The 26474-nt window shown below is 71.9% G+C and carries 17 protein-coding genes; 10 read left to right on the forward strand and 7 right to left on the reverse strand.

The genetic code is table 11. The features are described 5' to 3' along the window. Window positions 1-24: 24 nt before the first annotated feature. Window positions 25-2337 (reverse strand): glycoside hydrolase family 6 protein, encoded by a 2313-nt coding sequence (locus ACIBST_RS38965; RefSeq protein ID WP_397178569.1) that lies wholly within the window; start codon window positions 2335-2337, stop codon window positions 25-27. A 309-nt stretch (window positions 2338-2646) separates the two neighbouring features. On the opposite strand from ACIBST_RS38965, the gene ACIBST_RS38970 reads away from it, so the two are divergent. The 3 genes from ACIBST_RS38970 to ACIBST_RS38980 all read left to right on the forward strand — a co-directional run bounded on the left by ACIBST_RS38970 (window position 2647) and on the right by ACIBST_RS38980 (window position 10033). Next, entirely contained in the window at window positions 2647-5592 is a 2946-nt protein-coding gene (locus ACIBST_RS38970) for a glycoside hydrolase family 48 protein (protein ID WP_397178570.1), read from the forward strand. 11 nt (window positions 5593-5603) lie between these two features. Continuing rightward, entirely contained in the window at window positions 5604-8363 is a 2760-nt protein-coding gene (locus ACIBST_RS38975; protein ID WP_397178571.1) for a glycoside hydrolase family 9 protein, read from the forward strand. 77 nt (window positions 8364-8440) lie between these two features. Further along, window positions 8441-10033 (forward strand): cellulase family glycosylhydrolase, encoded by a 1593-nt coding sequence (locus tag ACIBST_RS38980; RefSeq protein WP_397178572.1) that lies wholly within the window; start codon window positions 8441-8443, stop codon window positions 10031-10033. Between the two features lie 143 nt (window positions 10034-10176). Here the strand turns inward: ACIBST_RS38980 and ACIBST_RS38985 are convergent, their stop codons facing one another. Together ACIBST_RS38985 and ACIBST_RS38990 are read right to left on the reverse strand one after the other, a co-directional pair. Continuing rightward, window positions 10177-10698: a hypothetical protein gene (locus ACIBST_RS38985; protein ID WP_397178573.1), complete on the reverse strand. Its 522-nt coding sequence runs from the start codon at window positions 10696-10698 to the stop codon at window positions 10177-10179. Continuing rightward, window positions 10695-11768, reverse strand: a complete 1074-nt coding sequence (locus ACIBST_RS38990; RefSeq protein WP_397178574.1) for a lytic polysaccharide monooxygenase — start codon at window positions 11766-11768, stop codon at window positions 10695-10697. The genes ACIBST_RS38985 and ACIBST_RS38990 overlap by 4 nt, the downstream gene beginning before the upstream one ends. Window positions 11769-12074: 306 nt before the next feature. Here ACIBST_RS38990 and ACIBST_RS38995 point away from each other — a divergent pair, with 306 nt between their 5' ends. Further along, the gene (locus ACIBST_RS38995) at window positions 12075-13436 is read left to right on the forward strand and encodes a cellulose binding domain-containing protein (protein ID WP_397178649.1); all 1362 of its coding nucleotides are present in this window, start codon (window positions 12075-12077) and stop codon (window positions 13434-13436) included. 38 nt (window positions 13437-13474) lie between these two features. Here ACIBST_RS38995 and ACIBST_RS39000 read toward each other — a convergent pair whose 3' ends face one another. The 3 genes from ACIBST_RS39000 to ACIBST_RS39010 form a co-directional block, all read right to left on the reverse strand. Next, entirely contained in the window at window positions 13475-14752 is a 1278-nt protein-coding gene (locus ACIBST_RS39000; protein WP_397178575.1) for a serine/threonine-protein kinase, read from the reverse strand. Beyond that, window positions 14739-15710: a LacI family DNA-binding transcriptional regulator gene (locus tag ACIBST_RS39005; RefSeq protein ID WP_352325287.1), complete on the reverse strand. Its 972-nt coding sequence runs from the start codon at window positions 15708-15710 to the stop codon at window positions 14739-14741. Before ACIBST_RS39005 ends, ACIBST_RS39000 begins: the two co-directional genes overlap by 14 nt. Before the next feature lie 227 nt (window positions 15711-15937). Continuing rightward, a complete protein-coding gene (locus ACIBST_RS39010; protein ID WP_397178576.1) occupies window positions 15938-18130 on the reverse strand; it encodes a transglycosylase domain-containing protein in 2193 nt (730 codons plus the stop codon). Window positions 18131-18335: 205 nt separating this feature from the next. Here ACIBST_RS39010 and ACIBST_RS39015 point away from each other — a divergent pair, with 205 nt between their 5' ends. The 4 genes from ACIBST_RS39015 (at window position 18336) to ACIBST_RS39030 (ending at window position 22395) form a co-directional block, all read left to right on the forward strand. Continuing rightward, window positions 18336-19631 carry a cytochrome P450 gene (locus ACIBST_RS39015; RefSeq protein WP_397178577.1) on the forward strand — a complete coding sequence of 432 codons (1296 nt, stop codon included), beginning with the start codon at window positions 18336-18338 and terminating at the stop codon, window positions 19629-19631. A gap of 106 nt (window positions 19632-19737) precedes the next feature. Beyond that, window positions 19738-20907 (forward strand): hypothetical protein, encoded by a 1170-nt coding sequence (locus ACIBST_RS39020; RefSeq protein ID WP_397178578.1) that lies wholly within the window; start codon window positions 19738-19740, stop codon window positions 20905-20907. Further along, a complete protein-coding gene (locus ACIBST_RS39025) occupies window positions 20904-21902 on the forward strand; it encodes a hypothetical protein (RefSeq protein ID WP_397178579.1) in 999 nt (332 codons plus the stop codon). The genes ACIBST_RS39020 and ACIBST_RS39025 overlap by 4 nt, the downstream gene beginning before the upstream one ends. Window positions 21903-21993: 91 nt before the next feature. Continuing rightward, window positions 21994-22395 (forward strand): STAS domain-containing protein, encoded by a 402-nt coding sequence (locus tag ACIBST_RS39030; RefSeq protein WP_397178580.1) that lies wholly within the window; start codon window positions 21994-21996, stop codon window positions 22393-22395. Here the strand turns inward: ACIBST_RS39030 and ACIBST_RS39035 are convergent. After that, window positions 22383-23789, reverse strand: coding sequence for a dihydrolipoyl dehydrogenase family protein (locus ACIBST_RS39035; RefSeq protein ID WP_397178581.1), 1407 nt, complete (start codon window positions 23787-23789; stop codon window positions 22383-22385). The genes ACIBST_RS39030 and ACIBST_RS39035 overlap by 13 nt on opposite strands. Before the next feature lie 162 nt (window positions 23790-23951). Here ACIBST_RS39035 and ACIBST_RS39040 point away from each other — a divergent pair, with 162 nt between their 5' ends. Together ACIBST_RS39040 and ACIBST_RS39045 are read left to right on the forward strand one after the other, a co-directional pair. Then, on the forward strand, window positions 23952-25334 hold the full coding sequence (locus tag ACIBST_RS39040; RefSeq protein ID WP_397178582.1) for a hypothetical protein: 1383 nt from the start codon (window positions 23952-23954) through the stop codon (window positions 25332-25334). Further along, the gene (locus ACIBST_RS39045) at window positions 25331-26425 is read left to right on the forward strand and encodes an exo-alpha-sialidase (protein WP_397178583.1); all 1095 of its coding nucleotides are present in this window, start codon (window positions 25331-25333) and stop codon (window positions 26423-26425) included. The genes ACIBST_RS39040 and ACIBST_RS39045 overlap by 4 nt, the downstream gene beginning before the upstream one ends. Window positions 26426-26474: the final 49 nt, after the last annotated feature.

The raw sequence follows: 26474 nt of genomic DNA on the forward strand, positions 1-26474 counted from the left end.
GGAGCCCCCGGCCGGCTCGGTGAGCTAGCTGACCGGCGGGTAGGCGTTCCTGACCAGCTCCTGGAACTGGGCGGAGAACCACTGGCCGGACAGCGGGGCGCCGCCGAGGGCGCCCGACATGTTGTTGCCGTTGAGGTTGTTGCCGGTGTAGGTCGGGTCGCACATCCGGTCGAACTTCTTGCCCTCGTCGTTCGGGATGTCGGTGCTGGCGCCGTCGGACTCGCCCGGCGGCTTGATCCAGACGTAGGCGTCGAAGCCGGCCTCGGGGCTGGCCGTCGGCCGGGCGCCGAGGCCCGCGCCGCTCTGGTTGCACCAGTTGCCGGCGTGGATGCGCCGGTCGATGCGTGACTGGTTGACGAAGGTGTTCACGTCCGTCGAGGTGCTCGCGCCGCCCGGACGGGCGGTGCCGCCCCAGCCGTTGCGCGAGGTGTCGACCAGCATGCCGAGCCCGGACTTGAAGCCCTTGTTGACCAGCGCGGTGCGCAGCGCGGCGGCGAAGGTGGACTCGTCCACGTAGTAGTTCCAGTCGACCCACTTGGACTGGCGCACGGTCTGGCCGTTCACCATGGTGTTGATCGTGAAGTACGGCTCCTTGGTGGCGGAGTAGTTGGCGGTGTTGACGATGAAGCCGTCCACGCTGTCCACGCCGGCCGTGGTGCCCGCGGCCATGTTGTAGAAGAGGTTCACGGCGGGGCCGAAGTTCGAGTCCCAGCCGAGCCAGGCGTGGTGGGCGGCGTCCACGTAGGTGTAGACGTTGGTGATGGCGTGCAGCTTGTTGAGCGCGTACCGGACGCCGTCGACGTAGCCGCCGGCCTGGTTCGCCTCGGCGCACTTCGGGAAGTTGTTGATGTTGGTGATCAGGTTGGGCAGCGAGTCGGGCTCGATGATCGTGACGATGCGCAGGTTGGCGTACTTGGGGTCGCGCAGGATGTTCGCGATCACGTCGATGTACTCGGCCTTGTAGCGGTTGAAGCCGTTCTCGGCCATCAGCAGCTCGCCGTTGGAGGCCAGCGCCGAGCAGTCGCGGTTGGGCAGGTCGTAGATGACGAACTGCACGGTCAGCGGGGCCGAGCCGTTGAGCGCGTCCTGGGCCACGGCCTCGTCCAGGTGGGCCTGGAGGCCCATGGCCGAGGAGGAGCCGGCGATGGCCGCGATGCGGTCCAGCCACACGGCGGTGGAGGTGTTGGCGACGGCGGCGCCGCCGGGCTCGGCCGCGGCCTTGGCCTTCCACTGCGGGTTCACGTAGCCGGTCGCGCCGGCGTACGGGTTCTCGACGTGGCCGGTGGGCGGCTGGCCGTCGTCGTCGGCCTCGGTGGCGGTGACCGTCTTGCTGGTCAGGCCGGTGGCGGCGACCGTGAAGGGACGGGTGCCGTTGGTGGTGTCGGCGTCCTGGGCGGCGGCCAGGGTCACCGTCTGGGCGGTGTTCCAGTTGGCCGTGGTGAAGGTGAGGCTGCCGCCGCCGGAGACGGTCAGGTCGGCGTCGCCGCTGCCCGCCGTCGAGGTGACGGTCACGTTCGCGGACGGCTGCGCGGCCAGCTTGACCGTGTACGCCGCCGTCCCGCCCTCGGGCACGGTCACCGACGTGGGCGTCACGAGCAGCGCCTGCTCCACGACCGCGTCGTCGTCCACCTCGGTGGCGTTGACGGTGGCCGAGGTGACGCCGGTGCCGCCGACGGAGAAGGCCGCCGTGCCCGCGGTGGTGTCGGCGTCCTGGGCGGCGGCCAGGGTGACCGTCTGGGCGGTGTTCCAGTTGGCGGGGGTGAAGGTGAGGCTGCCGCCGCCGGAGACGGTCAGGTCGCTGTCACCGCTGGTCCGCTGGGTGGTGACGGTGACGTTCGAGGAGGGGGCGGAGGACAGCTTGGCGGTGAAGGTGGCGGTGCCGCCCTCGTTGACCGCGACCGAGCTGGCGGAGGTGACCACCGCGGGGGTGGTGGGGGTGACGCCGCCGCAGGTGACGCCGTTCACGGTGAACGAGGTGGGCGGGTTGTTGCTGCCCGTCCAGGTGCCGTTGAAGCCCATGGTGGTGGAGGCGCCGGTGGCCAGGCTGCCGTTGTAGGGCATGTTCGTCGCGGTGACGTGCGTGCCCGACTGCGTCCAGTTGGCGCTCCAGCCGGTCGGGGTGTACTGCTGGCCGGTGCCGGGGAAGTCGAAGCCCAGCGTCCACGAGGTGATCGGGTCGCCGGTGTTCTTCAGCGTGATGTTCGCGGTGAAACCGCCCTGACCGGGACTGCTCGTCCACGAGTTGGCGGAGTAGGTCACGTCGCAGTTCACCGCGGCGCTGGCGGCCGTGGTCTGGCCGACGACGAGCCCGAGGGCCGCGACGCTCGCGGCGGTCATGGTCACGGCCCATCGGCGTGGGCCGCTGTGGAGTCTCACTAGCGATCATCTCCAGAACGTCAGTTGGCTGGGAGCGCTCCCATAGTGAGACGCCCTCCCGGCCCTGTAAATGAGGGCGGCTCCGCGGCGGGCGTTCCCGGGCCGCATGCTCGCCGAATGCCCCGTAACGTGGATGAAACTTTCATCATCGGCAGCCTGGTGAGAGGAAACGCGGGGGCCGGCGGACGGGCGATCCGTTGACATACGCCGCGGGTCACCCACAATCCCCCTTGGGAGCGCTCCCACACCCCCTACTCCCATGGAGATCCCTTGAAACACAGACCTCCTTCCCGGCTTTCCCGCCTGTCGAGGCGGCTCGCCGCAGCCACGACGCTCGTGCTCGCGGCGGGCACGACCACGACCCTCGCGGCGCTGCCCGCGCACGCCGCCGTCGCCTGCGACGTGACGTACACCGCCAACCAGTGGACGAGCGGCCCGGATCAGGGCGGGTTCACCGCCAACCTGACGCTGAAGAACACCGGCGACCCGATCACCTCGTGGACGCTCGGCTTCGACTTCCCGACCGCGGGCCAGAAGTACACGCCCACCGGCTGGAGCGCCAACTGGACGCAGTCGGGCACGCACGTCACCGCGACGAACATGCCGTGGAACGGCAGCCTGGCCACCGGCGCCTCGACCACGCTCGGCTTCAACGGCACCTGGACGGGCAGCAACCCGAGCCCGACCTCGTTCACCGTGAACGGCGTGAGCTGCGGCGGCGCCAACACCCCGCCCACGGTCGCGCTGACCTCGCCCACCGCCGGCCAGACGTACACCGCCCCGGCCACCGTGGCCATCGCCGCGAACGCCGCCGACGCCGACGGCACCGTGGCCAAGGTCGACTTCTACCAGGGCTCCACGCTGCTCGGCACCGACACCTCGGCGCCGTACGGCTACACCTGGCAGAACGTGGCCGCGGGCAGCTACTCGATCACCGCGAAGGCCACCGACAACGGCGGCGCGACCACGACCTCGGCCCCCGTCGGGATCACCGTCTCGCAGAACACCGGGCCCGCCCTCGTGGTGAGCCCGACCACGATCTCCGTGCCGGAGAAGGGCACCGCGGGCTTCGGCGTGAAGCTCTCGCAGGCCCCCGCCGCGAACGTGACCGTCACCACGGCCCGCACCAGCGGCGACGCCGACCTGACCGTCGGCTCGGGCGGCTCGCTCACCTTCACCCCGGCCAACTGGAACACCGTCCAGAACGTCACCCTGGCCGCGGCGGACGACGCCGACACCACCAGCGGCACCGCCGAGTTCACGGTGAGCGCGACCGGCTACACCCCGGTCAAGGTCACCGCCAGCGAGGCGGACGACGACCTCGGCGGCGACAACGAGTACGTCAAGCGGTTCGTCGAGATGTACAACGAGCTGCACGACCCGGCCAACGGGTACTTCTCGCCCGACGGCGTGCCGTACCACTCGGTGGAGACGTTCATGGTCGAGGCGCCCGACCACGGGCACGAGACCACGTCCGAGGCCTACAGCTACTACCTGTGGCTGGAGGCGACCTACGGGCAGGTGACCGGCGACTGGGCGAAGTTCAACAACGCGTGGGCCTCGATGGAGAAGTACATCATCCCCTCGACCGCCGACCAGCCGACGAACTCCTTCTACAACCCCTCCAAGCCGGCCACGTACGCCGGTGAGTGGAACGACATCAAGCAGTACCCGACGCAGCTCGACTCCGGGGTGTCCGTGGGCTCCGACCCGCTGGCCAACGAGCTGAAGAGCGCGTACAACACGAGTGACGTCTACGGCATGCACTGGCTGCTCGACGTCGACAACACCTACGGCTTCGGCCACTGCGGCGACGGCACGAGCAAGAACACCTACATCAACACCTACCAGCGCGGCCCGGAGGAGTCGGTCTTCGAGACCATCCCGCAGCCGTCCTGCGACACCTTCAAGTTCGGCGGCCCCAACGGCTACCTCGACCTGTTCACCAAGGACAGCAACTACGCCAAGCAGTGGAAGTACACCAACGCGCCCGACGCCGACGCGCGGGCCGTCCAGGCGGCGTACTGGGCGCAGACGTGGGCCAAGCAGCAGGGCAAGGAGTCGCAGATCTCCGCGTCGGTCGCCAAGGCCGCCAAGATGGGCGACTACCTGCGGTACGCGATGTACGACAAGTACTTCAAGAAGCCCGGCTGCACCAGCACCTCGTGCGCCGCGGGCACCGGCAAGGACGCCTCCAACTACCTGCTGTCCTGGTACTACGCCTGGGGCGGCGCGAGCGACACCAGCGCGGGCTGGGCCTGGCGGATCGGCTCCAGCCACAACCACTCCGGCTACCAGAACCCGCTCGCGGCCTGGGCGCTGGCCAACGTGGCCGAGCTGAAGCCCAAGAGCGGCACCGGCGCGGCCGACTGGAGCACCAGCCTGACCCGGCAGCTGCAGTTCTACACCTGGCTGCAGTCGGCCGAGGGCGCCATCGCGGGCGGCGCGACCAACAGCTGGGAGGGCCACTACGCCACCCCGCCGACCGGCCTGCCGAAGTTCCACGGCATGACCTACGACTGGCAGCCCGTCTACCACGACCCGCCGTCCAACCAGTGGTTCGGGTTCCAGGCGTGGACGATGGAGCGGGTGGCCGAGCTCTACTACGCCTCGGGCAACGCCGACGCCAAGGCGCTGCTGGACAAGTGGGTCACCTGGGCGATGGCCAACACCACGATCAACGCGGACGGCACGTACCAGATGCCGTCGACGCTCAAGTGGACCGGCCAGCCCGCCGGTGACTTCAGCGACCCGAACGGCATGCCGCCGCCCAACCCCGGCCTGCACGTGACGGTCGCCGACTACACCAACGACGTCGGCGTGGCCGGCTCGTACGCCAAGGCCCTGATGTACTACGCGGCCAAGGCGAACAACGCCGCGGCCAGGACCATGGCCAAGGCGCTGCTGGACGGCGTGTGGAAGAACCGCGACGCCAAGGGCGTGTCGGTGTCGGAGACCAAGACCGACTACAAGCGGCTGAACGACCCGGTCTACGTGCCCCCGGGCTGGACCGGCAAGATGCCGAACGGCGACACGATCAACTCCAGCTCGACGTTCATGTCCATCAGGTCGTTCTACAAGAACGACCCCGACTGGCCCGAGGTGAACGCCTACCTCCAGGGCACCGGCCCGGCGCCGACGTTCAACTACCACCGCTTCTGGGCGCAGGTGGACGTGGCCGTGGCCCTGGCCGAGTACGGGCGGCTCTTCCCGTGAGAAAGGCGGCGATGATCGCCGCGGCGTCGCTGGTCCTGCCCCTGCTCGCAGGGGTGGGGCCGGTGGCCCACGCGGCCGCGCCCGCCTTCGCCTACGGTGAGGCGCTGCAGAAGTCGCTGTGGTTCTACGAGGCCCAGCAGTCGGGCGACCTGCCCGCCTGGAACCGCGTCTCCTGGCGCGGCGACTCGGGCCTGAACGACGGCAAGGACGCCGGGCTGGACCTGACCGGAGGCTGGTACGACGCGGGCGACCACGTCAAGTTCGGCTTCCCGATGGCCTTCTCGGCCACGATGCTGGCCTGGGGCGGCGTGGAGTACCGCGACGCCTACGCGGGCTCCGGCCAGCTCACCCACCTGCTGAACAACCTGAGGTTCGTCAACGACTACTTCGTCAAGGCCCACCCGTCGGCGAACGTGCTGTACGGGCAGGTCGGCAACGGCGGCACCGACCACGCCTGGTGGGGACCGGCCGAGGCCATGCAGATGAACCGGCCCGCCTACAAGATCGACGCCTCCTGCGGCGGCTCGGACCTGGCGGGGGAGACGGCGGCGGCGATGGCGGCCTCCTCGATCGTCTTCCGCCCGACCGATCCGGCCTACGCCGACAAGCTGGTGACGCACGCCAAGCAGCTCTACTCCTTCGCCGACACGGTCAGGAAGAAGTACAGCGACTGCATCAGCGACGCCCAGGGCTACTACAACTCCTGGAGCGGCTACAACGACGAGCTGGTCTGGGGGGCGATCTGGCTCTACCGGGCCACGAACGACGCCGCCTACCTGGCCAAGGCCGAGGCCGGCTACGACAACCTGGGCAACGAACCGCAGACCACGACGAAGTCGTACAAGTGGACGATCGCCTGGGACGACAAGTCGTACGGCGCGTACGTGCTGCTGCACAAGCTCACCGGCAAGCAGAAGTACCTGGACGACGCCGACCGCTGGCTCGACTGGTGGACGGTCGGCGTCAACGGCTCCAAGGTCAGGTACTCGCCGGGCGGCCAGGCCGTGCTGGACCGGTGGGGGTCGCTGCGGTACGCGGCCAACACCTCGTTCGTCGCGCTCGTGCACAGCGACTCGATCAGCGACCCGGCGCGCAAGGCCCGCTACCACGACTTCGCGGTCCGGCAGATCAACTACGCGCTCGGCGACAATCCGCGCAACTCCTCGTACCTGATCGGGTTCGGGGCCAACCCGCCGAAGAACCCGCACCACCGCACGGCGCACGGCTCGTGGACCGACCAGATCACCAACCCGGTCAACAGCCGCCACACGCTGTACGGCGCGCTGGTCGGCGGCCCGCCCGACCCCGACGACGTCTACGCCGACAAGCGCGACGACTACGTCATGAACGAGGTCGCGACCGACTACAACGCCGGCTTCACCAGCGCCCTGGCCCGGCTCTACAAGGAGTACGGGGGAGCGCCCGCGGCGAACTTCCCGCCCGCCGAGACCCCGGACGGCCCGGAGATCTTCGTCGAGGCCGGCGTGAACGCCTCCGGCACCAACTTCACCGAGATCAAGGCCATCGTGCGCAACCAGTCGGCCTGGCCCGCCCGGGTCCTGTCGGACGGCTCGTTCCGCTACTACTTCACCCTCGACGGCTCGACGACCGCCTCGCAGATCAGCGTGTCGTCGGCCTACACGCAGTGCAAGGCCCCCACGCTCGGCTCGGCCGGCGGGAGCGTGCTCTACGTGGACGTCGACTGCTCGGGGCAGGCCATCGCCCCGGCCGGGCAGTCGCAGCACCGCAGGGAGGTGCAGTTCAGGATCACCAGCGCGGGCGCCTGGAACCCGGCCGACGACTGGTCGTACCAGGGCATCCCGGCCACGCCGGGCGCGACGCCTGTGCAGACGAAGAACATCACCCTCTACAGCGGCGCCACCAAGATCTGGGGTGAGCCCCCGGGTCCGCAGGAGCAGGACACGACACCGCCCAGCAAGCCGGGCAGGCCCGCGGTCTCCGGGATCACGGGCACGGCGGCGAAGCTGAGCTGGACGGCCTCCACGGACAACGTGGGCGTGACCGGTTACGACGTCTACCTGGGGTCCACCAAGGCGGGCACGGCGACCGGCACCTCCTTCGACCTGAGCGGGCTCACCCCTGCCACGGCCTACGCCGCCCACGTGGTGGCCAGGGACGCGGCCGGCAACACCTCGGCGTCCTCGGACGAGACGACGTTCACCACCGCGGACTCCGAGGACGAGACGGCCCCCACCAAGCCCGGCAAACCTTCCGTCTCGGGCATCACCGGCTCGGGCGCGAAGGTCACCTGGACGGCCTCCACGGACGACGTGGGCGTGACCGGCTACGACGTCTACCTGGGGTCCGCCAAGGCGGGCACGGCCACCGGCGCCTCGTACGACCTGACCGGGCTCAGCCCGGCCACGGCGTACACGGTCTCGGTGGTGGCCAGGGACGCGGCGGGCAACAGCTCGACGCCGTCCGACGGCACGTCGTTCACGACCGCCGACCCGCCCCAGGGCGGCTGCGCGGCCACGTTCAAGGTCACCAACTCCTGGGGCGGCGCGTACCAGGCCGAGGTGACCGTCAAGAACGCCGGCTCGGCGGCCATCACGGGCTGGACGGCCGCCTGGACGTCCGCGAACCAGATCACCCAGCTCTGGGGCGGCAGGCTCACCCAGACCGGCTCGTCCGTGACCGTCAGGAACGAGGCGTGGAACGGCGGGCTCGCCGCCGGGGCCACGACCACGTTCGGCTTCATCGCCAACGGCACCCCGTCCACCCCCGACCTCACCTGCACCCCCGCCTGAGGCCCACCGGCTCCGCCCTCGCCCCGGCCGCCGGGCGGGGGCGAGGGCGGAGCCACCGGCCCAGGGAAAGGCAGCACATGCGATCACTGTTCACCGCGCCGGCGCTCGCCGCCGCGCTCGTGGCCGCTTCCTTGCTCGTGCCGGGCGCCGCGGCGCAGGCCGCCACCGGCATCCACGTGAGCGGCACGAAGATCCTGGAAGGCGACGGCCAGGAGTTCGTGATGCGCGGCACCAGCCACGCCCACACCTGGTACCCGTCCCAGACCAAGGCGTTCGCCGACATCAAGTCGCTGAAGGCCAACACCGTGCGCGTCGTGCTCAGCGGCGGCCGGTGGAGCGCCAACTCCGCCTCCGACGTGGCCGGCGTGGTCTCCCTGTGCAAGCAGAACAAGCTCATCTGCGTGCTGGAGGACCACGACACCACCGGGTACGGCGAGCAGAGCGGCGCGTACACGCTCGACCAGGCCGCCGACTACTGGATCAGCGTCAAGAGCGCCCTGGCCGGGCAGGAGGACTACGTCGTCGTCAACATCGGCAACGAGCCGATCGGCAACAACGCCACCACGCCCGGCTGGGCCGAGGCCACCAAGGCCGCGATCTCCAAGCTGCGCGCCAACGGCATCCACCACGCGCTGATGGTGGACGCCCCCGCGTGGGGCCAGGACTGGCAGAACGTCATGCGGGACAACGCCGCCTCCGTTCTCGCCGCCGACCCCGACAAGAACACGATCTTCTCGGTGCACATGTACGGCGTCTACGACACCGCCGCCGAGATCACGTCCTACCTGGACGCGTTCCGGACGGCCGGGCTGCCGCTGGTCATCGGCGAGTTCGGGTTCAACCACTCCGACGGCGACCCCGACGAGGACACGATCATGGCCCAGGCCGTGAGCCGCGGCCTCGGCTACCTGGGCTGGTCGTGGAGCGGCAACGGCGGCGGCGTGGAGTACCTCGACCAGGTCACCGGCTTCGACGTCACCCGGCTCACCTCGTGGGGGCAGCGGCTGTTCAACGGCGCCAACGGCATCGCCGCCACGGCCAGACCGGCGTCCGTCTACGGCGGCGGCGCCACCGACCCGACGCCGCCGAGCGCCCCCGGCGTCCCGGCGGTCTCGAACGTCACCTCGTCCGGCGCCACCCTGACCTGGCCGGCCGCCACCGACAACGTGGGCGTGACCGGCTACGACGTCTACACCTCGGCCGGCGTCCCGCTCGGGGCGACGGCCACCGCCTCGATCACCCTGACCGGCCTGTCGCCCTCGACCGCCTACCAGGTGCACGTCAAGGCCAGGGACGCGGCGGGCAACCAGTCGGCCGCCTCGCCCACGGCCTCCTTCACCACCCTGGCCGGCGGTGGCGACGGCGGCTGCGCGGCCGCGGGGACCGTCCAGAGCCAGTGGGGCAACGGGTACGTCCTGCAGCCCGTCACGGTGACCAACACCGGCACGACCGCCAGGAACGGCTGGACGGTGACGTTCACGCTGCCCGCCGGCCACACCGTGACCGGCTTCTGGAACGCCGCGGTGACGGTCAGCGGGCGGACTGTGACTGCGCGGAACCTGAGCTACAACGGCACGCTCGCGCCCGGCGCCGCCACCGGTTTCGGGGTCCAGGCCGGTCGTCCGGACGGCGACACGTCCGTTCCGTCCGGCTACGCCTGCGCCGGCTGAACGAGCCGGCCGGAGATGGAGGAGGTGAGGCCGATCAACTGATCCTGCCCGCGACACCATCCCGCCCGGATGGGGCGGACGCGGCCGGCGAACCCCCAAGCCGGCCGCGTCCGTTCGCGCCGCCCGCCGGCCTCGCGCAGCGGTCAGCGCGGGTCCTGGGCGTGGGAGAAACGCTCGCGGGCCGCGTCGATGGCCGCCTCGTCCGAGAAGTCGGCGAACGCCTCGTCGTGGTAGCGAGCGGGGATCAGCGCCCGGACCCGCTCCGGATATCCGGGCCCGGCGGCGGGCACCTTGACCTGCGGCGGCACGCCCAGCCGGACGGCGATGGGCCCCGAGGCCCGGACGGACATCGCCCAGTCGCGGCTCTCGCCGACGATCGCGCACAGGTGCCGGGCGTAGACCCAGCGCACCTCGGCCAGGCCGGCGGCGTCCGGCGGGTCCGTGCCGAACGGCTCCACCGCGCACACCACCCGCGACCCGAACCCGTGCCCGTGGTCGTGGTGCTCTTCCGGCGTGGCCCGTTCGAGGATCAGCGTGACCTGGGCGGCGAGCTCCTGGTCGAGCCGCGCCGACTCCTGGTGGGCGGCGAACAGCGTCGCCCCGGCCAGCGTCAGGCCGGCCAGGGCGACGCCTGCCGCGATCTTCCCGCGACGTGATCCGGTCACGGGCTCGTGCAGGTCAGCGCAGGTGCGGGGCTCGGGATCGAGCCCGTGGCGTTGAAGCCGAACGTGGTGGACGCGTTCGGCGCGAGCTGGCCGTTGTAGGAGGCGTTCCTGACGGAGACGTTCGGCGGCTGGGCGGACAGCACGCCGTTCCAGGGGGCGCCGTCGAAGCCCTGGCCGCCGGAGTAGGTCCACTTGACCGTCCAGCCGTTCAGCGACGCCGTGCCGGTGTTCTTCACCGTCACCTCGCCCTGGAAGTGACCGGCCCAGCCGGTGTCGGTGGCCTTCCAGGTGGCGGTGCAGCCGCCGGGGGGCGGGGTGACCGTCGGGGTCACCGTGGGGGTGACCGTCGGGGTGGACGTGGGCGTGCCGCCGCCGGGGCCGACCCCGGTGACCTGGCCGTTGCCGCCGTCGAAGACGACGTCGGAGCAGCTGTAGAAGTTCTCGTTGCTGTCGGAGCGGATCCAGTGGGTGTAGATGATGTGCCGCCCGGTCTTGCCGGAGGGGAGCTGGGCGTTCCAGTAGTAGTAGTTGAGCCCGCCGGGGCCGCCGCTGGCGGGCGGGTTGGTGACGCTGCCGAACGCCTCCAGGTCCGACCACTTGAGCGGGCCGTCGGGGTTCCAGCCGTTCTTGGTGACGTAGTAGACGAAGGTGCCGGGGTGCTGGGCCCAGTTGCTGTGCCGCATCTGGATGGTCGCGCCCGAGGTCAGGTGGGTCTGCGGCCAGTCGGAGCGGACGGCGTTGTAGGCGGTGAAGTCGTAGGGGCCGCCGGTGCCGCCGCTGCAGAGCTGGCCGTCGGGGATGAAGCCGCTGGTGCGCCCGGCGCCGTCGGAACGCAGCACGGCGAACCAGTTGTAGAGCGGGGTCGCGCCGCTCTGGGCGACGGCCGCCGCGCAGGCCGGGTTGTAGGACTGGATCTGGCCGTTCTCGCGCAGGCCGTCCTGCCAGCACAGGAAGGTGCGGGCGCCGGGGAACATGGACACGCCGTGGGCCTGCGCCTGCGGCGGCGCGATCAGGACGGTGGCCAGCAGGACCAGGGCGGCGGTCAGCGCCGCCGTCCGAAAGTGTTTCATGGGGATTCCTTCGCGCAGGGGAACACAGGAACGCCCACGATCAGCCCGCCCGGCCAGCGCATTGAACCATGGGCGGCGCCGTCCCGACAATGCGGTGTGAAACTTTCAGCCGATCCCGGTCACGGTTGCCCTGGTGGCCCGGCACCGGCCCGGCGGGCGCGGGCCCGGCCGCTTGCCGTGGGCAGGGCGACGCCGGGAGTCTGGACGATGGGAGCGCTCCCATCGTCCCCCTCGACCGGAGAGCGCTCCCGGCACCTCCCCCGACCAGAGAAGCGGGAGCAACATGCCATGAGGCGCGTGCAGATCATGATCCTGGCCGTCGCGGCGCTGCTCGGCGCCGGCCTGCTCGCGGCACCGGCGCAGGCCGCCCCGGTGCTGTGCGAGAAGTGGGGCTCGGCCACGGTCCAGAACGGCCGCTACATCGTCATGAACAACGTCTGGGGCGCCGACACCGCGCAGTGCGTCGACGTCAACCAGAACGGCGGCTTCACCGTCACCCGGGCCGACCACGACAAGGCCACGAACGGCGCCCCCGCCGCCTACCCGGCCGTCTACGCGGGCTGCCACTACGCCGCCTGCACCACCGGCAGCGGCCTGCCCGCGCAGGCGAGCTCGCCGGGCTTCGGCGCGCTGAGGTCCACGGTCGCCATGACCTACCCCGCCTCCGGCACCTGGGACGCCGCCTACGACATCTGGTTCGACCCCACCCCCCGCACCGACGGCCAGAACACCGGCGCGGAGGTGATGATCTGGCTCAACAAGCGCGGCTCGATCCAGCCGGTCGGCTCCCAGGTCGGCACCGCGACCCTGGCCGGCGGCACCTGGCAGGTCTGGTACGGCAACATCGGCTGGAACGTCGTCTCCTACGTGCGCACCTCGGCGGCCTCCTCGCTGGACTTCGCCGTCGACACCTTCTACGCCGACGCCGTCAGCCGCGGTTACGCGCAGCGGTCGTGGTACCTGACCAGCGTCCAGGCCGGGTTCGAGCCCTGGGTGGGCGGTGCGGGGCTGGCCGTGGACTCCTTCTCCTTCGGCTCGGGCGGCGGCACCACCGACCGGACGCCGCCGACCACGCCGGGCACCCCGGCCGCCTCCGGCACGACCTCCGCCGCCACCACGCTCACCTGGGGCGCCTCCACCGACACCGGCGGCAGCGGCCTGGCCGGCTACGACGTCCTGCGCGCCACCGGCGACACCTTCACCCAGGTCGGCACCAGCGCCACGACGTCCTACACCGACACCGGCCTGACCCCCGCCACGACCTACCGCTACCGCGTCAGGGCCCGTGACGGCGCCGGCAACCTCTCACCCGAGTCCGCGGCCGTCACGGTCACCACCCAGAGCGGCGGCGGAGGCGGCGGCTGCGCCGCGACCGCGACCGCGACCACCCAGAACGCCTGGAGCAACGGCTACGTCATCCAGCCGGTCACCGTCACCAACCGCGGCACCGCCACCCTCGACGGCTGGACCGTCACCTTCACCCTCCCGCCGGGCCACACGATCACCGGCTCGTGGGGCGCGAACGTCTCCGTCAGCGGCGGCGCCGTGACCGTGCGGAACCTCCCCTACAACGGCACCCTGGCCCCGAACGCGAGCACGACGTTCGGCTTCCAGGCCGGCCGGTCCGACGGCGACACGCGGCTGCCCTCCGGGTACGCCTGCGCCTGACCCGGCCGTCGCGAGGGGCGCGGATCCCGCCGTGCCGCTCAGCCGGGTTCCATGGCCCGGTCGATCACCTTGAGCCTGGCCTCCAGCTCCGCCCGGCAGGCGGGGGCCAGGCGGCCCTCCCTGGCCCGGTCGGCGACCTTGCGCCGCACCTCGGCCGTGCCGGTGACCGCCGGGCCGCGGACCAGCGAGTCGAGCACCTGCTTGAGGTCGAGCACCACGTCGGCGTCGGTCGCGTCGCACGGTTCGCCGTCTTCGAGCGAGTCGTGGAAGCCGTCCACGGCCTGCTCGACGGTGACCGATCCGGCCGGTGAGCTCCGCAGCGCCCGGCCGGCCGACGCCGCGGCGGAGGGCGTGACCGACGGCGTGGCCGACCGTGCGATCGACGGCGTGACCTGCGGCGACAGCACCGGCTCCGGCTCGGACCGCTGGAACCACAGCAGCACGGTGAGCGCCAGCAGCGCCGACCCGGCCACCGTCACCCCGCGCCGCACCTGCCGGGCGATCCCGGCCGTGCCGAGCGCCGAGGTCAGCGCGCCGACGATCTCCTCGGCCGTGGGCCGCTCCTCGGGCAGGTGCGCCAGGCAGCTCTGGCAGAGCGAGGCGACGCCGTGCGGCACGCCGGTCACCCGGGGCGGGGGATCGGTCCGGCGCGCCGCCTCGATCTCCTCCCACGTCGTCTCCGGGTACGGGGTGCGCCCGGTGAGCATGGCGAACAGCAGCACGCCCAGGGCGTACACGTCCACGGCCGGGTGGGTGGGGGCGCCGTGGAGGCGTTCGGGGGCGACGTAGGGCGGGGTGCCGCGGTCGTCGTCCGGGTCGCCGGCCCAGGCCGCGATGCCGAAGTCGAGCAGCTTGGGGCCGTCGGCGGTGAGCAGCACGTTCTCGGCGGTGACGTCCCGGTGGACCAGGCCGCGGGCGTGCCCGGCCATCAGCACCCGGGCCAGCCGCAGGGCGATGGCCGCCGCCTCGGTCCACGGCAGCGGCCCCTCGGCGATGCGCTCGGCCAGCGGGGTGCCGTCGAGCAGGGGCATCACCACGTACGCGGCCACGCCGCCCTTCGCGGTGACGGTCTCGCCGTAGTCGTAGATCTCGATCGAGTCCCGGTGGATGAACCGGGCCGCGGCGCGGGCCTCGCTGCGCACCCGGACGCGTTCGCCGTGGTCGGTGTGGAGGGAGGCGGTCAGCACCTTGACCGCGACCAGCCGCTGCAACGACTGGTCGAAGGCACGCCAGATGACCGACATGCCGCCGTGGGCCAGCGGGTCCAGCAGCAGGTACCGCCGGGCCAGCACGTCCCCCGGCTCAAGCTGACTCACGGATGACCAGTTCCGTGGGGAGGACGGGGTCGATCCCCGTCGCCCCGGTCAGGAGCAGGCGGGTGGCGACCGTGGCGAGCTCCTCGACGGGCTGGCGGATGGTGGTCAGCGCCGGGACGGTGTGCCGGGCCACGGGGGCGTCGTCGAAGCCGATCACGGCGACGTCCGCGGGCACCTTGCGGCCGGCCCGGCGCAGGGCCTGGATCGCGCCGGCCGCCATCAGGTCGGAGGCGACGAAGACGGCGTCCAGGCCCGGCGCGTGGCGTAACAGCCACTGCATGGCGTGCGTGCCCGAGGCCGCGGTGAAGTCGCCGTAGGCCACGGGCACGTCGGGGGCGCCTGCCGACCGCAGGGTGCGGACGAGCCCTTCGAGCCGGTCGCGGGCGGCGGGCAGGGAGGGCGGGCCGCCGATGGCCGCCACGTTCCTGCGGCCCTGCAACAGCAGGTGCTCGGCCGCCTGCCGGCCGCCGTCGAGGTTGTCCACGTCGGCGTAGGGCAGCTTGAGGTCGTGGGGCGGCCGGCCGATGTTGCGGACCGGGATGCCGGCGGTGGACAGCTTGATGGCCAGCGGATGGCGTTCCCGCGCGCCGACGATGAGGACGGCGCCCGACAGCGCGGGCAGCGTGGAGGAGGTGGGCGTCACGGTCGTCACCATGAGGTGGGTGCCGTGCTCGGCGATCACCGCTCCGGCGGCGGACAGGAGCCTGGCGTAGTAGGGCTCGGAGAACAGGCGGGGGAGATGGTCGCAGATCACCGCCGTGACGCCGTCGGTCAGCGTCTTGGCGGCGCTGCCCCTGGGGGCGCGTTGTCGGACGTAGCCCATGCGGGAGACGGCGTCGTAGACTTGCCGGCGGGTCGAGGTACTGACCCGCACCGAGCCCGTGAGGACTCGAGATGCGGTCGCGGGGGAAACCCCTGCAGCGGCCGCCACCTGTGCCAGTGTGGGCTGCTCGGTCATGGAGCACCTCGCGGAAAGATCCTGGGAGCGCTCCCACGTTACCAATGTTTCGCCGCTGTTAATAGGGCCTTTGCAGGGGGTGCGTCCGGTTGTGCGGACGCCCGCCGAATCTGCTCAGGTGGGGGCGGTGGTTCCCGCCGGAGGTTTTCCCGCCGCAGGTGGATCACGACATATTGACCATCCGTTAGGGGTATCCGGGACGCGCCGGATACCCCTGACGTCCGTCTCTAGCGCCTGCCCCGGCCGCGGCCGTGACCGTTGCCGTCGCCGTTCTGGTAACCCTGGCCGGGGCCGAAGTCGCCGTCGGGGTTGGGGTTGACGTCGACGAGGTCCTGGCCCCGGTCGTCGGGCTCCTCCCTGCGGGGGGCGCAGCCCTGGCCGCAGCCGCCGAAGCGGGAGGAGTCGACCGGGGTGAAGGCCGTCGCCGGGGTGCCCTTGAGCGCGGCCTTCATGGTGGCGTTCCAGATCGGGCCGGGGATCGAGGCGCCGAAGACCGAGGGGTAGTACTTGCCGCCGATGGTGATGCTGTTCAGCTTGTGGGTCGTCGAGCCGCGCGGGTCGCCGATGCTGACCGCGCCGGCCAGGTCGGGGGTGAACCCGGCGAACCAGGCGGTGGCCTGGTCGTCGGTGGTGCCGGTCTTGCCCGCCGCCGGGCGGCCGATGCCGCCGACCCCGCGCATCGTGCCCTTGGTGAAGACGCCGGACAGGATGTTCGCCGCCGCGTCGGCGACCTCCGGGTCGAACGCCTGGGTGCACTTCGGCTTGTACTCGGTCACCTTGCCGTTGCGGTCCTTGATCTGGGTGATGGCCGTCGGCGGGCAGTACTTGCCGCGCGCGCCGATCGCCGCGTAGGCCGTGGCCACGGTCACCGGGTCCATCTCGTTGATGCCGAGCGTGAACGTCTCGAACTCCTGGAGCTTGCCGCCGTCGGAGCGCTTGATGCCGAGCGACTTGGCGGTCTCGACCACCTTGCAGAGGCCGACCTTCTGCTCCAGCGTCATGAAGAACGTGTTCACCGAGCCCCAGGTGCCGGTGGCCAGCGACTTGAAGCCGCCGCCGCCCTCGTCGTTGGTGACGGTGTGGCTCGGGTCGCCGACGTTCTGGCCCTTGCAGTTCTTGAACGCCCAGTAGTTGGGGGCGGTGTAGCCGCTGCCCACGTTGAAGCCGTCGTTGATCTTCATGCCCTGCTTGAGCGCGGTGAGCAGGGTGAACGTCTTGAACGTCGAGCCGGCCTGGAAGCCGACGCCGCCGCCGTGCACCGCGTCGGCCACCACGTTGTACGACATCTCGTGCTTGCGCTTGGAGTTGCCGTACTTGCGGCTGGCGGCCATGGCCTTGATCTCGCCCGTGCCCGGCTTGACCAGGGCCTCGGAGGCGACCGGGTTGTCGGAGGCGTAGACGTGCTTCTTGATGGCCTCCTCGGCGGCCTTCTGCATCTTCGGGTCGATCGTGGTCTTGATCTCCAGGCCGCCCCGGTTGAGGAACTGGGTGCGGGCCTTCTTGGTCTTGCCGAAGGCCGGGTTGCTCAGGATCTCGTTGCGCACGTACATGCAGAAGTACGGGTACTGGCTGGCGCCGCAGCCGCCGGGCAGCGGGGTGCCCTTGTAGCCGAGCTTCTTGGCCCTGGCCTCCTGGTGCTGCTCAGGCGTGATCTTCTTGAGCTCCAGCATCCGGTCGAGCACCACGTTGCGCCGGTTGAGCAGCTGGGCGCGCGAGTCCTTGCCGAGGTTGGGGTCGGTGCGGTTCGGGTCCTGGACCGCGCCGGCCAGCGTGGCCGCCTGGGGGAGCGTCAGCTCGGCCGCCGACACGCCGAAGAAGCGCTTGGCCGCCGCCTCGACGCCGTACGCGCCGGCGCCGAAGTAGGCGATGTTGAGGTACTTGCCGAGGATCTCGTTCTTGCTGTACTTCTCCTCGACCGCCATCGCGTAGCGCAGCTCCTTGAGCTTGCGGGCGTAGCTGGCTTCGAGGGCCGCGTTCTTCTCCTTCTCGGTGGTGGCCGAGTTGAGCAGCACCTGCTTGACGTACTGCTGGGTGATGGAGGAGCCACCCTGGGCGATGCCGCCCCTGCTGAGGTTCTTGGCCAGGGCGCGCACGGTGCCCTCGATGTCGATCGCGCCGTGCTCGTAGAAGCGGTAGTCCTCGATGGAGATGATGGCCGTCTTCATGATGTCGGCCACCTCGTCGAGCGAGACGTTCTCGCGGTACTCCTCGTAGAACTGGGCGATCTGGTTGCCCTTGGCGTCGAGGACCGTCGTCTTCTCGGCGAGCGGCGGTTCTTTGAGGTCTTCCGGTTTGATGTTCAGTTCCTCGGACGCCGAGACGAACATCGCTCCGGTGCCGCCGACCGCCGGCAGCGCGATGGCCGCGGCCACCACTCCCGCGGCCATCGCAGCCCCGGTCAGGCGCACGATGCTCGACATTCGGGAACCCATGCGGAAAAACCTCCCCATCTCGGCTTTTGGGTGCATCCTAAACCCGCCCATGACCTGCTCTCTGTAAAAAAGACGAAGCGCGCGCCGGCGGTGGATGCTTCTACCCCGGGTGAGACGCCGAAGCACGGGATTTGGTTCGCCGGGTTTCCCGTCGAATTCGTTTCCTGTGGGTCTGCGGGGATAGGGCGTGGTCATGACTTCTCACCGAGTGTTGCCACGCGAGCAGGCGCGGGTCCGTGAGCCGGTCACCGCTCCGCGCCGGAGACCGGTCCTGGACGACACCCTGACCCTGCTGCTCGACCCGTACCGCTTCATCGGCGACCGGGCGCGGCGGCTCGGCTCCGACGTCTTCGAGACGCGGCTGCTGCTCCAGCCGACGATCTGCATGACCGGCGCGCAGGCCGCCGAGGTCTTCTACGACCCCGAGCTGTTCGTCCGGGACGGCGCCGCCCCCCGGCGGCTCCAGGCGACGCTGTTCGGCAGGAACGGCGTGCAGGCCCTCGACGGCGAGACCCACCGGGCGCGCAAGGCCATGTTCATGTCGCTGATGGGCCGGGAGGGCCGCGACCGGCTGGCCGAGCTGGCCGGCCGGCGCTGGCGCGAGCGCATCCGCGCCTGGCAGGGCATGCCGCGGGTCGTCCTGTACGAGGAGGTCAGCAGGCTGCTGTGCCAGGCGGTCTGCGACTGGACGGGCGTGCCGCTGCCGCCCGCGCGGGTGCCCGAGGTCACCGCCACCCTCCAGGCGGCCATCGAGGGCGGCGGCGGGCTCGGCCCCCGCTACCTGCGCGGCCGGTACGCCCGGATCAAGGGCGACCTGTGGCTGTCCGGCCTGATCCGCCTCGCCCGGGAAGAGCCCGGCCGCTTCGCCGGCACGGTGACCGGCCTGATCGCGGGCTACCGCGACCCCGACGGCACCCTGCTCCCGGCCAGGACCGCGGCCGTCGAGCTGCACAACGTGCTGCGGCCCACGGTGGCGGTGGCCAGGTTCGTGACGTTCGCGGCCATGGCCCTGCACGCCCACCCGGAGTACTACGAGCGCGTCCGCGAGGGCGACGAGCAGTTCGTCGAGCACTTCGTCCAGGAGGTACGCCGGTTCTACCCGTTCTTCCCGTTCGTCGCCGCCAAGGTGGCCAGGCCCTTCACCTGGCACGGCGAGCACTTCCCGCAGGGCCGGCGGGCACTGCTCGACCTGTACGGCATCGACCACGACCCGCGCCTGTGGGACCGTCCAGGCGAGTTCCGCCCGGAACGGTTCGCCGAATGGGACGGCGGCGAGTACGACTTCGTCCCCCAGGGCGGCGGCGACCACTACGAAGGCCACCGGTGCCCCGGCGAGTGGATCACCGTGGACCTGATGAAGCTGGCGGTGACCGCGCTGACCCGCTGGATGACGTACGGCGTGCCGGCCCAGGACCTGCGCATGCCGTCGTGGCGGGCTCCGGCCATCCCCAACAGCCGTTTCGTCATCGACCAGGTCGAGGCCGTCTGAGATTCGGGCAGCGCCGGGCAAAGAAGCGTGTTGTCGCGCGGGTGCGCGCGCGGGGGTCTGGCAACGTTCACCGGGGCGATTCTTCCTGGCCTTGGTGGAGGGTTTCATGCGTCGTGTCGTGGACGACGAGGAGCAGGTCGATCAACTGGTCTCGGCCGCCAGGGCGTACTGGGGGGACAGCGCGGGCGACACGGGTTGCGTGGTGGCCGAGGCGTTCGACGAGGACGTCCGGGCGGTGGTGCGCACCGTCCTGGTCGCCAAGGCCGTGTGCGGGCTGCTGTCGGCCCGGCTGGTCGTGCTCACCGACCCGCGGTGGCGGCCGCTGGCCGAGGCGTTCGGGGCCGCCGCCGATCTCGGGCCGCCCGACGCGCTCGTCACCAGCCGGGTCGATCCCGGCGTGCGCACCGACATCCCGGTCGTGCACGTGCACGGCACCGGGTCGCTGCAGGCGTACGCGCTGTTCCCGGACCAGACCCCGGTCTCCTTCGGCGAGGAGCTGCCCGGCCGGGTGGCGGAGTTCTTCGAGCGTCAGATCTGGCCCAACAGGGAGGCGATCCGGCCGAGCGCCGAGCGTACGGCCTGGCGGGCCAAGGAGGGCTACCAGGTCCGCACCGACACCGAACGCCGCCAGCTCCGCCTCTACGGCTGCTCCAGGCTGCGCCTGGACCCCGGCCGGCCCACGGTCACGGTCTTCGGCCACATGCCGGGCCGCGACACCGAGCTGTTCGAGGAGACCGAGCGGTACGCGGCCGCCGAGGAGTCGGCCAACTGGCTGTTCCTCGACCGCCTGCGCTCCGGCCTGCTGTCGCCGAACATCCTGTGGAGCATGACCGACGTCGCGGTCACGTTCGGCGGCAGCGACCTGCCCGCCTTCGGCGTCCCCGTCATCCAGGCCGGCTGGTCGGAGGGCGCCGCCTGCGGGGCCACCCACCTCGCGCGCACGCCGGAGGAGCTGCGCGACCGGCTCGGCGAGGCCGTCGCCGTGCACGGCAAGGCGGAGACGATCCTCGGCCCGGAGCAGCGCGAGCGCGCCCGCCTGTGGCTGTGGCTGCGCCGCTGCGGCGCCGACGTGCCGACCCAGATCCTGCCGCGCTGGGAGCTCGGCCCCGACTATCCGCGGGCCCTGGCGGTCGCCCTGCGGCACGCCGAGCCCGACGGCGACCCGCTCTTCGACGCGGTGCGCCGCATGTGGGAGCGCCGCGACCCCGTACTCACCCGATTCGACTTCCAGGACCTGGCCAAGACCACACTGACCCCCGCGAGGAGCGCCCGATGACCGGAACAGGACCCATCACAGAGCTCGACCCGGTGATCCTGCCCGCGATCCCGCCCGTCCACGTGACCAGCGGGCGGTTCCCCGCGCTGCAGGTGATCGACCGGTTGCACCGGGGCAGCCAGATCGTGGGCAGGTTCGAGACGTCTGGGCTGGTCGGCTTCAAGGTGTCCGCGCAGGGGCGGCCGCTGCGGGTGCAGATGTCGCTGTCCATGGACGAGCGGTCGGTCAGCGGCTGGCACAACGGCAGGACGGGCCCCGACTTCACGACGCCCCGGTGCGTCCAGATCCGTTCCCAGGGACGCCTGCGCCAGTGCGTGCTGCTGCGCGGCCGCAACCCGCACGCCCGCGTGGCCTTCGACCTGACCCCCGAGGAGATCCCGGACGACGGGCTGATCTGCGTCGAGGCCCTGGACATCATGGAGGGCGACGGCGTCTGCGACGAGGTGCGCACGTTCCTGTCCGGCCGGGTCCAGGACGACGGAGCGGCCGGGCTGCGGCTGAACAAGATCGTGTTCGAGGAGCCGCCGGCCGTCGACTACGACCCCGACACGCTCGACGGCTCCCGCTGCGAGCTGTCCTCGCTGATCAGCGGCGGCGGCCTGGCCAACGTCAACCGGCAGGGCGTGCGCGTCCTGCGGTCGGGCATGTTCGTGGTCAACCCGGTGCTGCGCGACACCTTCGGCGCCAGCGGGCGGATCACGCTGCGGCTGGGCACGAAGGCGGAGGCGGCCAGCATGATCCCGGCGACCTGGCGGCGGGTCAACAGCGAGCTGCGCTGGCTGCGGCACGCCACCAAGAAGCTCCTCGGCACGGCGGCCCCCACGGTGGAGCGCGTCTACAGCCTCAGGGACGGCGTGGCCGGGCCCTTCGGGCAGACCGTCCACGGGAACGTCACCGAGCTCGTCCTGCCGAGCCCGACGGTCTCGCCGTTCCTCGTGGTGATCGAGCGGGTGCCGGGGGTCCTGCCGACGCTGGAGTCCGGAACGTCAGACTAGAGCCGGTGAGCATCTGACATTTCCCGGAAAATAGTGATCACCGGTGATAACGCCGCTCTGAGGGCAGTTGTCATGGGTGGGCGGGAACGGTTTGAGCATCGAGACGATCCGGCATCAGCAGTGCACGGTCATGCGCGCCACGGGCGAGCTCGACCACGCGGGACGGGTCAGGTTCAGCGCCCACATCGACACGGTGTGGGACTGGTCGCCGGGACCCGTCCTCGTCTTCGACCTGGCCGACCTGGTCTTCTACGACTCCTCGGCCATCGGCGTGCTGGCCACGGCGATCCAGCGGATGGAGGCGGAGCCGGGCGGGCGGATCATCGTGGTCAGCCCGTCCGAGCACCTGCTGTCGGTGCTGCGGCTGACGGACCTGCTCTCCCACGTCGAGCTGCGCGGCAGCGTCGATGAGACCGTGGCGGAGCTGACGGTGGGCGCCGTCCCCCCGCCCTGGCCCGGGGGGATGCCGGACGTGGCCTCCTACAATCCGTAGGTCTCCAGCAGCCGCAGCCAGATCTCGCTCACGGTCGGGAACGACGGCACGGCGTGCCAGAGCCGGTCGAGCGGCACCTCGCCGGTGACCGCGATCGTGGCGGCGTGCAGCAGCTCGCCGACGCCGGGACCGGCGAAGGTGACGCCGAGCAGCACCTTCCTGTCCTCGTCCACCACGGCCTTGGCGTGGCCCCGGTAGCCGTCGCCCAGCAGGTACGCGCCCGACACCGAGCCGAGGTCGTACTCCACCGCGCGCACCCGGAAGCCGGCCTCCCTGGCCTCGGCCTCCGTACGGCCGACCGCGCAGACCTGCGGGTCGGTGAAGACCACCTGCGGCGCGCCGAAGCCGTCGGCGACGTCGCGCATGGCGGGCAGGTCGTCGCCGTGCGCCCGCGCCGCGATCACGTCGCCGCAGATCCTGGCCTGGTACTTGCCCATGTGGGTGAGCAGCGCGCGGCCGTTGACGTCGCCGACAGCGTAGAGCCAGCCGCCCGGCACGCCGGTGGCACGCATGCTGTCGTCGACCTCGACGGGGGCGTCGTCGGGCAGGCCGACCGTGTCCAGCCCGATCCCGCGCGTGGCGACCTTGCGGCCGGTGGCCACCAGCAGCTCGTCGGCCTCCAGCGGCGGGCCCTCCGACAGGTGCACGGTCACCTTGCCGCCCGGCTCGGGCCGCTCGACCCTGACCACGTCGGTGTGCAGGCGCACGTCGATGCCCGCCTCGGCGAACGACCGGGCCACCAGCTCGCCCGCGAACGGCTCGATCCTGGCGAGCAGCCCGCCGCCGCGCACCAGCACGGTCGTCTGCCGGGCGCCGAGCCCGTGCATGGCCTGCGCCATCTCGCAGGCGACCACGCCGCCGCCGATCACCACCAGGCGTTCGGGCACCTTGGTCGCGGCGGTGACCTCGTGGCTGGTCCACGGCTTGGCCTCGGCCATGCCCGGCACCGGCGGGACCGCCGCCGTGCTGCCGGTGGCCAGCACGACCGCCTGACGGGCCGTGAGCACCCGCTCGCCGCCGTCGGGGGTCGTGACGACCACCCGCCGCTCGCCGTCGAGCCGCCCCCTGCCGCGGACGAACTCCGCCGGCACGCCCTCGACCCAGCTCACCTGCCCGGAGTCGTCGTAGCGTGAGACCGCCTCGTCGCGCCGGGCGAGCACCGCGGCCACGTCGATCGGCCCGAGCGAGAGCCCGGGCACCCGGGACACCTCGCCGGCCAGGTCGACCGGGCGCAGCAGCGCCTTGCTCGGGATGCACGCCCAGTAGGAGCACTCGCCGCCGGCCAGCCGCTCCTCGACGATCGCGGCGCTCAACCCGCCGCGCACCGCCCGCGCGACGACGTTCTCGCCCGCCGGACCGGCCCCGATCACGATGACGTCGAACTCCTCAGCCACGCTGCCTCCCCACACTCGTCTTCGATTCGCACTCTTTCATGCCCTGCTCGCGCCGCCCGAGGTGGCCACGCGTGAACCCTTCCGGCCCGCGACGGAGAGACCGGGTAGATGCCCGCGCCGTCCGGGGGAGCCCGCTCGGCACCCTCCTGAAGGAGCTTCCCCATGCCGGCGCCGTCTCCTGTGTTCGTGCTGCCCGGAAACGCCCTGAGGCGGCATCGGGCGCTGCTGGTCGCGCTGGTGCCCGCCGTCGCGCTGCGGCTGCTCGCGATGGCGGGGTACCGGCCCGCGCTGTGGTTCTGGGCGGACTCGTTCTCCTATCTGGAGGCCGCCGGCGACCCCGTGCCCGGGACGTTCCGGCCGCTCGGGTACTCGCTCTTCCTGGCCGCGCTCGGGCCCGGGAAGAGCCTGGCGCTGGTGGCCGCCGTGCAGCACGCGTCCGGGCCGGCGCTCGCCGTGGCCGTCTACGCCCTGCTGCGGCGGCGCGGCCTGCCGGGGTGGGGCGCGACGGCCGTCGTCGCGCCGCTGCTGTACGACGAGCTCCTGATCCTGCTGGAACACATGATCATGGCGGACGCGCTGTTCACCGTGCTGGTCACGGCCGGGATCCTGGCGCTGTCGGGCCGGCTCACCCCGGTCACGGCGGCCGCCGGCGGCGTCCTGCTCGGGCTGGCCGCCGTCACCCGCACGATCGGGGTGGCCGTCCTCGTGGTGGCCGCCGCCTGCCTGCTGCTGCGCCGTCCCGGGCCGCGCGCGCTGGTCTGCCTGGTCCTGGCGGGCGCGGCGCCGCTGCTCGGGTACGCCTCCTGGATGTGGGCCACCAGCGGCACCTTCGGCCTGACCAAGGCCGACGGCCTGTTCCTGTGGGCCCGCACGACGACCTTCGCCGACTGCTCGGTCATCAGGCCGGAGCCCGAGCTGGCCCCCCTCTGCCCGCGGACGCCGGTGGCCGGGCGGCCCTCTCCCGCCCACTGGATGTGGGGGCCCACCTTGACCGCCGTCCGAGGCGACCGGAACGCGCTGGCCGGCCGCTTCGCCCGCGAGGCCGTCCTCGCCCAGCCCGGCGACTACCTGGCCGCCGTCGGGCGCGACCTGCGGTGGCTGCTGCGCTGGGAGCGCACCACGGCCAGGAAGGCGTCGAACAGCAAGGTCAATCCGTACTGGTTCCCCTACGAGGAGCGCCCGCTGCGCGCGTCCGTACGGCGGATCGCCGGGGCGTACGAGGGCGGGCCGGCGGACCTGCGGATCGTCGAGCCCTACGCGGGCTGGCTGCGGGCCTACCAGCGCTTCGGCTACCTGCCGTACCCGGTGCTCCTGGCGCTGCTCGGAGGCGCGCTCGCGGTGGCGGCCGTACGGCGGCGGCCGGACGCGCTGCTGCCCGGCGTGGCCGCCGCCGTGCTGGTCGTGGCGCCGTCCTTCCTGACCGGGTACGACGTGCGGTACGTCGTACCGGCTCTCCCGCTGGCCTGCCTGGCCGCCGGGCTGGCATCGGGACGTCCGCCGGAGGTCGGCAGACGTTCACCTGCCGGGCCTAGCGTTCGCGCATGACTCCTTACCCCACGTCGGTGGTGTACCGGGCGGCGACCGAGGGCTATCACACCTTCCGCATCCCGGCGGTCGTGGTGACCGGGGCCGGGACGCTCCTCGCCTTCGCCGAGGGGCGGCGCGGGTCCGCCGGCGACTCGGGGCACATCGACCTGGTGCTCAGGCGGTCGTCCGACGGCGGCCTGACGTGGGGCCCGCTCCAGGTGGTCGCCACGGAGCCGAACCGCGGCACGGTCGGCAATCCCGCGCCCGTGGTGCTGGACGACGGCCGGATCCTGCTCGTCACCGTCCGGCAGGGCCCGTCGGCGACGGAGGAGAAGATCAGACGCGGTCAGGTGCCGGCGGCCGCCGGGCGGCGGGTGTTCGTCCAGGTCAGCGCGGACGACGGGGTCACCTGGCCGGCCCCGCGCGAGATCACCGCCCAGGTCAGGCGGCCGGAGTGGCGCTGGTACGCCACCGGCCCCGGGCACGCCGTCCGGCTCCGGAGCGGGCGCGTCGTGGTGCCGGGCAACCACTCCCTGCCCCCGTCCGGCTCGGACGACGGCACCGAGGGCCGCTACAACGGCGGCCACGCGCTGCTCAGCGACGACGGCGGCCGTACCTGGCGCATCGGCTACGTGGACGACAACCCCGACGGCTACGTCAACGTCAACGAGACGACCGCGACCGAGCTGCCCGACGGCCGCCTCTACCTCAACGCCAGGACGGACTCCGCCGCGCCGGGCACCCGCGCCGACGCCTGCTCCTCCGACGGCGGCCAGCGGCTCGATCTGCCCTTCCGCCCGCAGGCCGGGCTGGTGGGGCCGGTGGTGGAGGGCAGCGTGCTGTGGTGCGAGCCGCCCGGCGTGCTGCTGTTCTCCGGCCCGGCCGCGCCCGACGCGCGGGCCCTGATGACGGTACGGGCGAGCACCGACGCCGGGGCCACCTGGCATCCGGTGCACACCGTGTCGGGCCTGCCCGCCGCCTACTCCGACCTGGTCAGGGTGGACGGCGACACGGTGGGGCTGCTGTTCGAGACCGGCGACTTCGGGCCGTACGAGCGCATCGCCTTCCGGCGCATCCCGGTCGCCGAGCTCGACCCCCGCCGGGCGTAGCCGCCTGTTCCTTTCCCTGAGCTCTGTGCTGACACAGGGCTGTGCTGAC

This window comes from Nonomuraea sp. NPDC049684 (assembly GCF_044465345.1).
Taxonomy (GTDB): Bacteria; Actinomycetota; Actinomycetes; order Streptosporangiales; family Streptosporangiaceae; genus Nonomuraea.

Bases quoted from the DNA above. Each gene is read 5' to 3' on its own strand.
- ACIBST_RS39040 (WP_397178582.1), top strand. From the start codon at position 23,952: ATGCCGGCGCCGTCTCCTGTGTTCGTGCTGCCCGGAAACGCCCTGAGG.
- ACIBST_RS38975 (WP_397178571.1), top strand. From the start codon at position 5,604: ATGATCGCCGCGGCGTCGCTGGTCCTGCCCCTGCTCGCAGGGGTGGGG.
- ACIBST_RS38995 (WP_397178649.1), top strand. From the start codon at position 12,075: ATGATCCTGGCCGTCGCGGCGCTGCTCGGCGCCGGCCTGCTCGCGGCA.
- ACIBST_RS39045 (WP_397178583.1), top strand. From the start codon at position 25,331: ATGACTCCTTACCCCACGTCGGTGGTGTACCGGGCGGCGACCGAGGGC.
- ACIBST_RS39025 (WP_397178579.1), top strand. From the start codon at position 20,904: ATGACCGGAACAGGACCCATCACAGAGCTCGACCCGGTGATCCTGCCC.
- ACIBST_RS38980 (WP_397178572.1), top strand. From the start codon at position 8,441: ATGCGATCACTGTTCACCGCGCCGGCGCTCGCCGCCGCGCTCGTGGCC.
- ACIBST_RS38990 (WP_397178574.1), bottom strand. From the start codon at position 11,768: ATGAAACACTTTCGGACGGCGGCGCTGACCGCCGCCCTGGTCCTGCTG.
- ACIBST_RS39010 (WP_397178576.1), bottom strand. From the start codon at position 18,130: ATGTCGAGCATCGTGCGCCTGACCGGGGCTGCGATGGCCGCGGGAGTG.
- ACIBST_RS39015 (WP_397178577.1), top strand. From the start codon at position 18,336: ATGACTTCTCACCGAGTGTTGCCACGCGAGCAGGCGCGGGTCCGTGAG.
- ACIBST_RS39020 (WP_397178578.1), top strand. From the start codon at position 19,738: ATGCGTCGTGTCGTGGACGACGAGGAGCAGGTCGATCAACTGGTCTCG.
- ACIBST_RS38965 (WP_397178569.1), bottom strand. From the start codon at position 2,337: ATGACCGCCGCGAGCGTCGCGGCCCTCGGGCTCGTCGTCGGCCAGACC.
- ACIBST_RS39005 (WP_352325287.1), bottom strand. From the start codon at position 15,710: ATGACCGAGCAGCCCACACTGGCACAGGTGGCGGCCGCTGCAGGGGTT.